Raw genomic sequence first — 13059 nt, 5'->3', positions numbered from 1 at the left:
TCTTAATAACATTATATGCAACTTGCTATAATTTGTCAATAAATTAATAAGAAATTATTAAGAACTTAATAAGATTATTTGAATTTCGCTAAATTAGAATTTAGTATATAAAATAAGAGCGCTTAAAAAACGTTTAAACGGTTTTAGAGCGCTTATTTTTTAAAAGGTACAAACATACAACAAATATAAAAAACAACGCCCTTAAGAGAATTGACTAGGTATATAATTTAAATTGGTTTAAATCCATTTGAATTGATTTAAAAAGAAAAAGGCACCTCACAAAAGAGGTGCTATAAAATTAAAAATTAAGTTTTTTATACTCTTGTTGTACTGCGGTATCATTAAGAGCACTATAAATTTGAGTTGTGGCAGGATCTGAGTGACCAAGTATCCTTTGTATAATGTCTAATGTCATGCCACTAGCAAGAGCATGTGTTGCGAATGAATGCCTTAAAATATGAGGATAAATTTGTTTTTGAATTTTTGCTTGCTCACCTATTTTAGAAATTTCTCTTTCAATAGCTCTAACACCTAGTCGCCCATAAGGATGCTTAGTTGAAACGAATAATGCTGAATTTTTATCAGTTCTGGTATTGAGATATTTTTGTAAATATAATTTTGATTTAGCATTTAGATAAACTATTCTTTCTTTATTACCTTTTCCAATAACTCTAGTTGTTAAAGTAGAAAAGTTAATATCATCAATGTTTAAATCTTTTATTTCGCTTAGCCGGCAGGCTGTTGCATATAGTGTTTCTAATAAAGCACGTTGGCGAACAGTATTACAAGCATCTCTTAATCTTTCAATTTCATCTATAGTTAATGCATGGCGAAGCCTTTTTTCTTTTTTTGGCTGCTTAATTTTGCGTGTAGGATCTCTTTCAATAAATTCCTCTTGATGCATCCAATCAAAGAAACTTTTTAAATAACTAATAACAGTACTTAAGCTTGTACTTTTTAAATTTTTACCTCTTATAGCTAGATAATATCTTAAGTCATTGGTAGTGATAAGATTTACTGGCTTAATTATTGTATTAGATAGTTTGAATAATTCTAATTTATAGTTTTTAAGTGTTTTAGCACTTAAACCGTCAAGCTTCTTTACTGCTAGATACATCATAATTCTATCCTCAACATCACTAGCCACTAAAGATTTTTCAATTGGTAATACATTATAGTTGTGAAATGAAAGATATAATATTTCTCTTAATTTTTGTTGGTCTATCATAGGATATTCCAAAGATGTTTTCCCAATTATTTTGATAATTACTTCTTCATTACAATTACTTCTAAAATCTTCATACATTTTTAAATTTTTCTCCCTTGCTGCTCACTAAAGCAAAAAATGCCCAAGCTCTGCAGCAAGGGCGTTAAATTTTTACCCTTGCGGCAATTTAGTTTTTTATTATTTAATTACTCAAATATATTATAGAACAACTTTAAAAAACACCTTTTTACATATTTATAATTCACTCCTTTTTAATAATTAATTATTAAAAATAGATTATTAGTCTTAATTTATGTTTTTCAAGTATTTTTTTATTTTTTAAAAAATATTGTCCTATAATAATTTTGAGGTGATTTTATGATTACAAAACGTGATAAAGAGATAATTAAATTTGTTGAGACATACGGTAGTATTACACCTAAAATTTGCTCTAAGGTGTTTTTTAAAGGGAATAAAGAAGCTTATGACCAGGCTAGAAAAAGATTAAGAGTTATTTATAGAGAAGAATTATTAAAGAGATATAGAAAGGATCCTAAAAGCGAAGCTATTTATTATTTAGATAAGAAGCTTAAAATTCATGATTTGAAATTATTAGATGTATATACGGAATTATTGGATTTTGAAATATTGAAGTTTGAAAAGGAAAAGATATTAGATATAAGTGAAAATAAGAAATATATAATTGATGCTGCTATGGTAATAAGAGAAGATGAAATTTCAATACCATTGCTAATTGAAATAGATTATACACACTATACAAGCATGGAAAAGGCTAGAGATATTATTTATTTTCTAGAAGATAAACATAAAAGAGCTTACGATTTTATAATAGTAAAATTAACTCAGGAAGAAATTGAAGTACGTAGAATTGGTGATTACAGTAATTTATTTATTCTTCCATGGAATCTCAATTTGTTTTCACAAGTGACCGCCTCGCTAGGCTCGTCTATAGACATACTAAAAACTAAGAAAAATCAATGATTTGATAGTACCGATTGTACCTAATAATAAGGTATATTTGATAGGTATAGTAAAAAGGTAGTACCGAATGGCACTACCTTTTATTTCTATTTTCTAAACAATTCTTTAAATGTATTTATTCCAGCAACCATATCTGGTATTAATTTTCTGTCTAATTGAAACTTATATAATGCATTTGCGGTTTCATCACCAAAGTCACTATCTGCTCCATAACGAGGCAATTTATAACCTAATTGCAGCAGTCTTTCTTGAATTATTCTTGTAATATTACCTTTAGCATCATGCTTAATTGCAACACTTTCAAGAGCATTCAAAGACTTATCACCAAGATATCCATCTTCATCAAGTTTAAATCCATATTGAATATTAAGTTCATGTTGAAGTCTTTTCACTAAATCACCGCTAATATAGAATTCCCATGTTTCTTTTGTTGGAGTTGTGATATTGCATGTACCATTACTGCAATTATTAGTTAATAATATTCCTTCTAAAAACTCATTTATATCAACATATCCATTTATGCCTGGAACATTTCCAACATCAGAATATTGCCAACCTATATAACTAGATACGTTAGGTTTATTATTACTATATTTTGCAACCCATAAAGGAATATCTTTAACACTATTATTCAAATTAGTATTATAGAAATATTCTCCACTATATAATGCTACATCATAACCTTTTGAAACTAATATATCTTTAACTGCTTTAACCTGATTTGAAGTAGTTTCAATTCCTCCTAAATCAACCTCAGCATCAATTATTAGTTTACAATCAAGGCTAAGTCCTTCAATCATATTTAAGAAATTACTTGCTTCATCTTGTGGAGCATTACCTCTTAAAAAGTGATATGCTCCTACTTTTAACCCTGCAGCTTTAGCATTATTATATTTATCTTTAAAAGTAGGATCTTGCCAAGTCTTTCCTTCAGAAGCCTTTAAAATTACAATTTCAACACCATTATTTTTAACTTGATTAAAGTCAACATTTTGTTGATAACTTGATATATCTATCCCTTTCATAAATATTCCTCCTAGAATTTAAAAATAAAAGGAGCTATTAAGCTCCTTGATTAGTATCATTTATTTCTTTTTTATTACCTTCCTTAAGTTGCACTAATGCATCCTTTAATTTATCTGGAATAGGCAACCCCATTTGAGCACAATTTTCTAATAAACTGATACCTTCATTGGCAATATAAAAATAACAAACCAGTGTTCTAAATAGCCATGAACCAGTGTTCATAAGTCTATCTAGCATTACAGCTACGATTAATACTATTAATATCAAACTTTTTCTAGCAATTCCTTTAAGTCCAACATCAGATGATATAACTTTATTAATATATGCTTTAACAAGTCCAGTGATATAATCCAGTATCATAAGACTTATTAGCATCGTTAATGCTGTATCCCAAGCACCGAATAAGTAAGTAAAAATTGTTCCTGCTCCTGCAACCAAAGATTTTAATAAGTTCTCTTTATCCATTTTTATACCTTCTTTCTTATTTTTTAAAAAATAAAAAGCAGCTTTATTAAGCTACCTTAGGTTCAAGTCCTATAAAGTTGTTATTAGTGTCGAAACATAATTTAAAATTTAAAATGTATTTTCCCATTTCATAAGGAATTCCAATAAAGCCTTGTCCTTGTCCTTTGTAAAACTCTTTTTTTTCATCGAAAGTCATATTAGTTGGCAACACAGGAGCCATAGTGTTGTCTTCAGTTCTTACTAGTTCTTTACTAGTTAAATCATATATAATTACCATTAGAATGCAACCTCCTTGTATATGAAATATTTTATATTTACTGTGAATGTAGAATTTATAAAGGTGTTATTTCTCATATATACGAATTCTAGTTTAGTAGATGAAATTCTGGCTTCAACCGACTCACCAAGTACAAGTTCACCAGTCCCTAGATTTTGTCCTAAAGGAGTATACGGAACTGGGCTATAAACATTATTGAAGTCACTATATACGTAAGCTGAAAATGCTGGTACATAACCTAAATTATGATTTATTGTAGCCCATTTTGAATATTCTCCTGGTGCTAATGTTATTGTTGTAAAACCAGTTATAATAATCTTATGCATATTATGTTGACCATCAATAATAACTTCATTATTACCGTTTTTTAATGTAAGTGCTCCTCCAATAACATTAACTCCTGAACCATCATCAATTCCTATACTAACTTTACCATCAATACTTGTAATGATACCTGTTTTAATTTGTTCACCTGCAATAACCAGCGCAGTAATAAATGTACCAACTATGTGGCCATCTTGTGTAATTGCAGTATCATAAGGACCATTAATTCCAGTTGAACTATGTCCAAACCCACCCATATTCCAACGCCATACATTTCCAGCAGTATTAACATCAGTAGTATCCATTATAAGAATTTCATAAGGATGTTTATTTTCATCCTGTCTAATTACTACATTACCGCCTTTACTTCCTGTTATTAATGCTGTAGCATTATCTATTGCTTTTTGATAATCACTTTTAACTTGTATAATCTCATTTTTTACAGATTGAATACTTGTATTTATACTATTTGCAATATTAGCTTTAAAACTTCCTAATTCAATTTTTTCAAGCCTATTAGTTAATGGATTTTTAATTGTTTTAATAACTTTAGCCTTAAGATTAATACCTAATTTATTATGTTTTATAGTTACTGTATCACCAAGATAAACAGTTTCAAGTACAGCGTAATGCTTATATTCTTCCGTTTTTGATAGCTCTATAAAATCAATTTTATAATTAAATTTAGGTATGTCTATTTTATTATCTAACATATACTTTTGAGCTGCAGTTCTCAATGATGCTTCATCTTCACAATCACTAAATTCAACTACTCTAATTTTAGGATGTGGAAAATTATTGATATAAGGGCTATCAATATATTTTTCAGATAATAACAAACCATTTTTTCCAATAGGCATTAAACGAGTACATATACCGTCTATATCAAGAGTTTCTTCTATGCCTTGAATATTCTTACCATAAGCAATTAGAACTCCTCTATCAAGTCCTCTGGCTTGTAAAAGCTTTATTGTGAAATTATCTCTTACTAATTCCCCACCCCATGTATTAATTATTCCGTCTTTACCCATAATTGCATCAACAGGATTAACTCTTATAAAATATCGTGTATTAGTTCCTCCGACATCCCCCATGCTTGTAAAAGTATGAGTATACTGAGTACGATTTAAAATCCAATCTAATGCTGCATAACCAGTTAAATCTGTTGGTCTTACATCTTCAAGAAGGTTATCTAATAAGTCATAGAAAATATGCCTTGCATTTAGTTTTATTGATGCCAAATTCTTAAATTTATGATATATACGAAACAATTGGCCATCAACTTTTATGATATTTCCTTCTAAAAGATATTTCCATTTTCCTCTAGCATCAAAAGGATATTCAAGTTCAACTTCATATGATCCATTGAGTTCTTCTGTTATTGGTGATGAAATAGTATCACTTAACACAACTAATCCATTGTGATTGAAATTAGTTTCTTTACTATCATAAACATTTATCAACTTATCACCTTCTTTCTAAATAAAAAGAGAGTATTTCTACTCTCTTTGCTTCGTCTTATTACCCTATTGTATCTATCCTATATTATCTCTAATAAACGGTGCTATCAAATTAGCTATATGCTTGATTGCTTTACCACTTGTATCGCTATGTGGGTGTAAATCATCTGGAAGCCACCAATTTAAAACTGTTTTAGTTACACTATTATTTGTAATTTGTTTTTGTGACCAACCTGTCTTTTCCCATAGCTTAAATATTGGTAATTCCCAATCGTCCGCAACTGCTTGTTGAGACGTAGTTATTTGAGTAGGAAAGTCTTGAACAGGTTCAGAAACTAATCTTGCCTGATTGGTATAATGCCCGATAATAATAATTTTTGCTTTAGGATTAAAAGCTAGTATTCTATTTATTAAAAAATTCATAGCACCTTGAAAATTAAATAACGAAAATTGGTCTGCTGATGAATAATTCCAATCATGGTAACTAAACATATCATTTCTACCATGGTCAAATACAAATAAGTCAGGAAAATTACTTGCAGTTAGATATTTGTCTAGTTTCCTTTCATAGCTACAATTTCTTATATATTCTTTATCACTATCAGTCATTGTAGTATATTTTTGGCTTGTAAAAATACTGCTCTGATAATTTGTAATAAGCCATTCCTTTTCGGCTAGACTTCCAGCAAGAGCATAAGCACAAGTTTTATAATTGTCCTTAAACCCATATGGATTAGTAGATGCATCAACTAAATTATCTTGCCTACAATGTACTGGAGAACTTGATATAGCTTCATTTATTACATTAGCACCAAGCATACTTGCTATAATCATTGGATAACTTGTATTGGAATCAGCAGAATTATAACATCCTGCTGGGATTGAAGTACCAAACCATACAATGGTTTTATTTCTTGCTTTATTATTTAATTTTACATTTATTTGCTCAACAACAGTTCTTTTCTTATTTCTTTTAACCATAAGATTGTCTTTTACATCACTATTTATATATATTTTGTCGACACCGTTTGGTACTGTATACGCATAATCATAGATATACCCTACTACTGCTCCACCTGTAATACTTCCTGTTATAGTTCCTTTGTAAGAATACCATCCTAAAGGATAGTTAGCATTTAAGTATGAACCACTTAATTTTAATTGGTCCCCTGGCTTAACATTAATTATTCCATGATAACCTAAAGTTGCATGAAAAGAGCCATCGCTTTGTGCATATCCAAAGCCTATTGCAATATCCTCTACATGATAATCAGTATCTGTATCAATAATTTCTGACATTTTAGTTTTAGTTAATTTTTTTATTGCTCCAGTGCTTTTAGCAAAGCAGTTTACAGATATTGTTGCTACATTTTTAGGTATAGTTACTGATATATCTGTTAATTGTTCATTAGTTGAATCTGTATAATAACTTACAACTCCACCACTGCTATTTAGTAAAACGTAAAGGGGGTAAGCTGCTTGATAATTATTACCACTTACTTTTAATACATCACCTTCTGATACTGCAAAATCTATATGAAAACCTGTTGGATTAGTGGTTGCTCCATCTGTTCCTCTTGCATTTGCTACATAAGTAACATCTTGGCTTATATAGCCTTGTATATCAGCTGCACTATTTAAAGTGTTTATTTGCTTTCTTACTGCATTGCCTACCGTACTAAATGTATAACCATATATATCCGTTCTTAAGTCAATTAATTCGGTACTACCACTAGCAACACCATATACAAGTCTTACATAATCACCTACAACTGGAGTATATCCTATGGCTACAGGTGTTACGCTTGAAAGATTTATTTGTCCTGTAGTTGCACCACTACTTACAACTAATAATGCTCCAGCAGTTCCGCTTGTAGTTTTTTCATAATATGAAGAACTTGATGTGGATACTAAATTATCTATTCTTCCCTTTTGTGTATCTAAATCAACTTGGTTTGCTTTTGGTGCTACGGCATTATTTATTTGATTCGGAATATCATTCAAAGACGTCTTTACTTCTGTTAGATCTGTGGCATATTGTGCTTCTAGACCATCATATTTAGTTTGAAATTGAGCATCCCAGGCATCAACTTTTACTAATGCTTGTGTGAGGGCTGTGAACTCATTAGTACTTTGTATTGCATTATCATCTCGAATAGTATCTACAACGCTAAAATTAAAAGTAATTGAAGTCAAAACTTCATTATTTGTACCAAAAATAGTTATTTCAGCTGCTACTACACCAGCATAACTTAAACATTGAGTACTTAATATACAACTTATTTTCCCATTTAAAGCATCATCTATAGTGCAATCTGAGAATACTTTTGTATTATCAGCCTTTTGAAAATATATTTTAGCTGAAAGGCCTGTTAAATTATAGGCTAAAGAATTATTATAAATATTAATAATAAATTTATGGCTATTTGTATCATTTTTCTTTATTTGAAAATTTGTTATCATATTTATTTTATTTGCTAGATCTATATCTATATTATGATTTATTTCATTAATCATCTAATTCCACCTCCAGTTTGGTGTTATTTCAACTTTAGTTACAGTTCCAGTCCAGCTTACTGCATTTGAGCCAGGCAAAAACTCTGGAAATTCTCCATCCATATCATTATTTTTTAAAACAGTATCTCTATAACAATCAACTAATTCACTATCGATTATTACATAATCAATTACATTAGTAAGATAAATGTTATTACTATTAATATTAAGTGTTATAGATCCATTACCATAGACTTTTAATATTGGCTTACTATTAGCAGTATAAGGATTATAAATTGTTCCTGGAGATGCTAATGATATTAAATTATTATCAAAAGCATATTTATGTGGCTGACAATCAAACTGAATTATAAAACTATGAAATGTTGTAAATATTTTTTTAAACTCAATTTGATTAATTATAGTAGCTTTATATTTTTTATTTGGTTCATTTGAAAAAACAACTTCACCACTACCATCAAGCCAACTGCAAAGGAAATCTATATCTATAGTATCCTTTATAGTACATTCAACACTTTTGGGTATACTTTTATATGTTCCAAAATCTTCAGTAAGAAACCCATCTCTTCCCTCTATCTCTATCTTCTTTATATTTTTTTCTGCTTTAAATATAGAAGGCAGCTTTTTAACTATTAAATAGTCTGAACTATCTATACCATTGAAAATAAAAAAAGGCAGCATCTAAACACTCCCTTCACTTGAATTAATTTGTTTTCTATAGAATTCTAATTCTTCAGCAAATGCTTGAACACTTTGCTTTCTATCATTAATAAAGTTTTCAATTTGAATTATTAAACTACCACTAGGTAGAACTGCACCACCACTATTTGCATACGGATTTTCAGATTTAGGAACTATCATTTCACCCTCATGAGCTTGAACAAGCATGTCTTTAGGCAAATATCTAGTTCCTACAGCATAACTAGGTATAGTAGGTATATCAAAGCCGAAACTACCTCCACCTATAACAGGAACCCAATCAGGTACAGTGAAATTTAATCCATTTAATGCTCTAATCATTTTATTAAGACCAGATATGACACCATTAACCATACCATGAAAACCGTTTTTAATACCATCAATTACTCCGCCAACAAAATTTTTTATAGTACCAAATACACTAATAGCTGCAGCTTTCACAGTATCCCAATTTCTATATAATGCTATTCCTGCAGCAATTAAAAGACCAATAGCCATAACAACTATTCCAATTGGATTAGCAGCTAAAACTGCATTTAAACCTCCTTGAGCATATGTTTGTGCTAAAGTACTCGCTTTCCATAAAGCCATAAGCCCATTTAAGCTATTAATTACGTTTAAAGCTAATATAGCACCTAATAATCCTCCAAGCACTGGAATAAGCCAATTTGAATTATCCATAAGAAATTTTACTGCAGTTGAAATCACATTAAATCCAGTTGAAGTAACATTTTGAATCGTTGGCATATTTGTCATAACCCAATTAAGAATTTGTTGAGCTATTGGTAATACTTCAATTCCTATTTTAGTTGCTAGAGCTCCTAATGAAGATTTTGCTTGTGTAAGCATATCATCAAATTGAGCACCTGAAGATACTGCATCATCAGACATTACTAAGCCTAATTTATTTGCTTCATCTGTAAGTTGCTTTATGCCTGCGCTTCCACCATTAAGTAATGGTGCCATATCCATAGCACTTTTTCCGAATAGTTGCATCATTAAGGCATTTCTTTCTGTTTGATTATCCATATCTGCTAATTTAGCAAGTACCTGGGGAAATACCTCATCAGTACTTTTTAATTTACCATTTGCATCAACTACAGAAACGCCTAATTGTTTAAATAATACAGTTGTATCTTTATTTCCATCTTTAACTTTTCCCAATGTTGCAGTAAGTTTTTTAGCACTTCCCTCAATTGTATCAAGACTAAATCCACTCATTTCAGCAGCATATTTAAACTCTTGTAATGTTTTTGCACTTAGATTCGTACGTTGAGAAATATCATCAATATTTGCTGCTGTTTCACTAGCTTTAGATGCCATAGCAAATAATCCGGTTGCAGCTCCTGCAGCTGCAGTTGCAATTCCTATACCCCACTTAGCTGCAGTACCAATTCCTTTAGTAAGTGTACCACCTACTTTTTCAGCATGTTCATCAGTTTTTTGCAAGCTTTTATCAGCTTCATCATTGTTTATAAGTATTGAACCAAATAATCTAAATATTTCTATGGTAATTACCTCCCTTCATAAGCTTTTATTATTCTATTCATTTCTTTTTCTATATCTTCATAACTAATTTCTGTATGTTTTTTCCCTAATAATTTTTCTTTATATTCATCAAAACTTATAAAATTTTCTTTTGTCATATTTGGAAATTGTAGTTTCCACATTTCAAAAACTTCATTATCAAGATTTTTATCTAAAGCATACATAAAGAGTTCAATAGAAAAATTCATTTCCATTACACTATATCCATATATTTTGTGAAGTATTTCTAACAATCTTGGTTGTTTTACTTCACTGCAGATGTAAAAAAACTTTTTATGTCACTTACCTCATTCATTTCTTTTATAAATTCAATCAAATCAACTTTTTCAGCTTCTTTAGGTGTTATATTTTTAATTTCTGCAATAAAATTATATATTTCTTTTTCTGCTTTATAAGCTTTAGAAACAATTTGAACCATAAGTTCAGCCCCAACTTCTTCTTGAGAAGCTTTTGGATTAGTAATTTTTAACCCCATTTTATCTATAATCGCACTTAATTTCATGCTTTGTTTAATATTCACAGTTTACCTCCTTAATAAAAAAGAGCGGATATTACTATCCACTCTTAAGCTGTTATTGAAGCTATAGTTTCAATTTTATATAAATCTTTAGTATCATCCAGAGCATCCCAATGTGCATTTAATTCTAACTCTATTTCTCCTTCACCTTTTGGCTTAGCTTTTAAATCAAATTTTCCCTCATGAAGTGCATTATACAATGTTATTTTTCTGTAATCACCCTTTATAGTCTTACAAAACATAGTAGCGTTCTTAAGATAACTTGTATCTTGTAAAACACCTAGATCAGTACTCTTACAAGTAAGTGAATATGGTGTGGTGCTACCATCACCTGCAAGTGTAGCATAAGGCATAGCTAATGCTAAGGTTTTTATACTTGTATCAAGTATAGTAACTTTTAGACTAGCATTTAATTCTTCAACTGCTTGCATGCCTTTAGTTTTACCATTTGCACCATCATATTCAATATCTCTTATTTTAACATCAACGGAGAATTCTCCGCCACCTCTACTAGGGCCAAGTTTGGCTGCATCAGTTTCGCCATAATTGGTATAAACAATGCCATAATCAATTTGAACATTTTCTATTTGTGTTTGAGTTAAACTCATCTCATTACCTCCTTATCAATCTTCCTGAATAAGTATATTTCCTTCTCTTTATGCGTTTATCATCATCAATTAATGCCATTTTATTCTCTAAATAAAAAACAACTGATATATTATCAGTTGTTAATACTTTTTTATCTAAAGAATTTATAGTTTGCATTAAAGTTTCTATAACAGTGGTATCGCCAGTATTATTCATATCCCATCCATCAATATCTAAGGTAATCACTTCTCCACCTTCACCATCAGAAAATGAATTAGGAATATCATAAACGATATAAGGAAACGTTGCATTTTCAGGTGCTACTTGAAAATATATTTTAGAATGAAGTGACTTTAAATAAGTGCTTAATGCTGTTCTAACTTCTATCATTCAATTTCTTCCTCCTCATTTATTAATTCTAAAGCTTTATTTTCATCTTCTATTGCACTTAAATACTTTCCTTCAATCTCCCTAATATCATCAATGTGACTATAAACTGAATTTCTAAGTATATCTCTTTTAGGTTGGTTTCTATCTCCTAGTTCTTGCTGAACTCCATACCAAGTATTTGCTTTTATACCTATCTGCAAATCTACCTCTTTTTTCCTAAGCCAATGTTGATATGCACCTTTGAATCTTCCTGTTTGCTTTCTCATACCTCTTAATTTATTAAATTCTTGTCTTATATTATATTTTATAAGTCTTGCAACATCTCTTAATGCTGCTCTACTAAGTTCATTTATGGTGAAGCTTGCTCTATCTACATTTGAAGTATAAGTTATTCCTTTTTTATTTATTTTAACAACGCTTTTAGGTAGCGGCATTATTTACCACCCCTTGACATATGAGTTCTATTAATTCATTGTCTTTTTCATAGGTCCTTATAATATTATAAGTCTTAGAATTATATTCAAGCATAGGTTCTTGATTATATTCACAAGTTCTAATAATAAAAGTGAATTCTGGCTTTAGACCTACCGCTGCAGCTTGATAAAATTCACTCTGCCTAATGCTTTGTTTATCAGCAAATACGATAGGACCTTTATTAGGTACCTTAATTGCATCTCCTATAACATTCTCACCATCTGTTAAACTAATTAAGTTTATTACTTCTTTAAACAACAACTACATCACCACCATTATACTCAATACTCATTGATAAATGGTTTCTAATAGCTTCATAGCTTGCTTGTAGCTTTTCACTATCCGGATTATTTAATCCAAAGTTAGCTTTGCAGTAAGTCGTTATAGCTCTTTTTATTAATGGATCAGTGTCAACAATTTTGGTATCTAAAATACCTACTAACTTCATATCTGCTTTAGCTTCGTCAATTAAGTCTTGTATTTCATCATTATAAACAGAATTACTTACTCTTATTGCTAACTTTACATCATCTAATAGCATATTATCACTCCTTCCATAGAAAAA

The 13059-nt window shown here is 29.9% G+C and carries 16 protein-coding genes; 1 reads left to right on the top strand and 15 read right to left on the bottom strand.

Going from position 1 to position 13059, the window contains the following annotated elements; translation table 11 throughout:
* Window positions 1-298 precede the first annotated feature (298 nt).
* On the bottom strand, window positions 299-1306 hold the full coding sequence (gene xerA / locus bsdE14_RS22335; RefSeq protein WP_264852393.1) for a site-specific tyrosine recombinase/integron integrase: 1008 nt from the start codon (window positions 1304-1306) through the stop codon (window positions 299-301).
* 279 nt (window positions 1307-1585) lie between these two features.
* On the opposite strand from xerA, the gene bsdE14_RS22330 reads away from it, so the two are divergent.
* Window positions 1586-2209: a hypothetical protein gene (locus bsdE14_RS22330; protein ID WP_264852392.1), complete on the top strand. Its 624-nt coding sequence runs from the start codon at window positions 1586-1588 to the stop codon at window positions 2207-2209.
* A gap of 86 nt (window positions 2210-2295) precedes the next feature.
* Here bsdE14_RS22330 and bsdE14_RS22325 read toward each other — a convergent pair whose 3' ends face one another.
* The 14 genes from bsdE14_RS22325 to bsdE14_RS22260 form a co-directional block, all read right to left on the bottom strand.
* The gene (locus bsdE14_RS22325) at window positions 2296-3234 is read right to left on the bottom strand and encodes a GH25 family lysozyme (RefSeq protein ID WP_264852391.1); all 939 of its coding nucleotides are present in this window, start codon (window positions 3232-3234) and stop codon (window positions 2296-2298) included.
* 37 nt (window positions 3235-3271) lie between these two features.
* Entirely contained in the window at window positions 3272-3700 is a 429-nt protein-coding gene (locus tag bsdE14_RS22320) for a phage holin family protein (protein ID WP_264852390.1), read from the bottom strand.
* A gap of 46 nt (window positions 3701-3746) precedes the next feature.
* Complete coding sequence (locus tag bsdE14_RS22315) at window positions 3747-3977, bottom strand: hypothetical protein (RefSeq protein WP_264852389.1); 231 nt, start codon at window positions 3975-3977, stop codon at window positions 3747-3749.
* Window positions 3977-5764, bottom strand: a complete 1788-nt coding sequence (locus tag bsdE14_RS22310; RefSeq protein WP_264852388.1) for a phage tail spike protein — start codon at window positions 5762-5764, stop codon at window positions 3977-3979. The genes bsdE14_RS22315 and bsdE14_RS22310 overlap by 1 nt, the downstream gene beginning before the upstream one ends.
* Window positions 5765-5836: 72 nt before the next feature.
* A complete protein-coding gene (locus bsdE14_RS22305; RefSeq protein WP_264852387.1) occupies window positions 5837-8278 on the bottom strand; it encodes a BppU family phage baseplate upper protein in 2442 nt (813 codons plus the stop codon).
* A complete protein-coding gene (locus bsdE14_RS22300; protein ID WP_264852386.1) occupies window positions 8279-8959 on the bottom strand; it encodes a distal tail protein Dit in 681 nt (226 codons plus the stop codon).
* Complete coding sequence (locus tag bsdE14_RS22295) at window positions 8960-10426, bottom strand: phage tail tape measure protein (RefSeq protein WP_264852385.1); 1467 nt, start codon at window positions 10424-10426, stop codon at window positions 8960-8962. It lies immediately after the preceding gene.
* Between the two features lie 65 nt (window positions 10427-10491).
* Window positions 10492-10719, bottom strand: coding sequence for a hypothetical protein (locus tag bsdE14_RS22290; protein ID WP_264852384.1), 228 nt, complete (start codon window positions 10717-10719; stop codon window positions 10492-10494).
* Window positions 10720-10769: 50 nt separating this feature from the next.
* Complete coding sequence (locus bsdE14_RS22285; protein ID WP_264852383.1) at window positions 10770-11045, bottom strand: hypothetical protein; 276 nt, start codon at window positions 11043-11045, stop codon at window positions 10770-10772.
* 44 nt (window positions 11046-11089) lie between these two features.
* A complete protein-coding gene (locus bsdE14_RS22280) occupies window positions 11090-11650 on the bottom strand; it encodes a hypothetical protein (RefSeq protein WP_264852382.1) in 561 nt (186 codons plus the stop codon).
* A gap of 4 nt (window positions 11651-11654) precedes the next feature.
* Complete coding sequence (locus bsdE14_RS22275; RefSeq protein ID WP_264852381.1) at window positions 11655-12020, bottom strand: hypothetical protein; 366 nt, start codon at window positions 12018-12020, stop codon at window positions 11655-11657.
* A complete protein-coding gene (locus bsdE14_RS22270) occupies window positions 12017-12454 on the bottom strand; it encodes a hypothetical protein (protein ID WP_264852380.1) in 438 nt (145 codons plus the stop codon). Before bsdE14_RS22270 ends, bsdE14_RS22275 begins: the two co-directional genes overlap by 4 nt.
* A complete protein-coding gene (locus tag bsdE14_RS22265) occupies window positions 12441-12755 on the bottom strand; it encodes a phage head closure protein (protein WP_264852379.1) in 315 nt (104 codons plus the stop codon). The genes bsdE14_RS22270 and bsdE14_RS22265 overlap by 14 nt, the downstream gene beginning before the upstream one ends.
* Window positions 12745-13035: a head-tail connector protein gene (locus bsdE14_RS22260; RefSeq protein WP_264852378.1), complete on the bottom strand. Its 291-nt coding sequence runs from the start codon at window positions 13033-13035 to the stop codon at window positions 12745-12747. The genes bsdE14_RS22265 and bsdE14_RS22260 overlap by 11 nt, the downstream gene beginning before the upstream one ends.
* Between the last annotated feature and the right edge of the window lie 24 nt (window positions 13036-13059).

The organism is Clostridium omnivorum, from assembly GCF_026012015.1.
In the GTDB taxonomy this organism is placed as follows: Bacteria; Bacillota; Clostridia; order Clostridiales; family Clostridiaceae; genus Clostridium_AX; species Clostridium_AX omnivorum.
The sequence above is the reverse complement of the archived record's forward strand: the minus strand, read 5'-3'. Positions and strand labels throughout refer to the sequence as shown.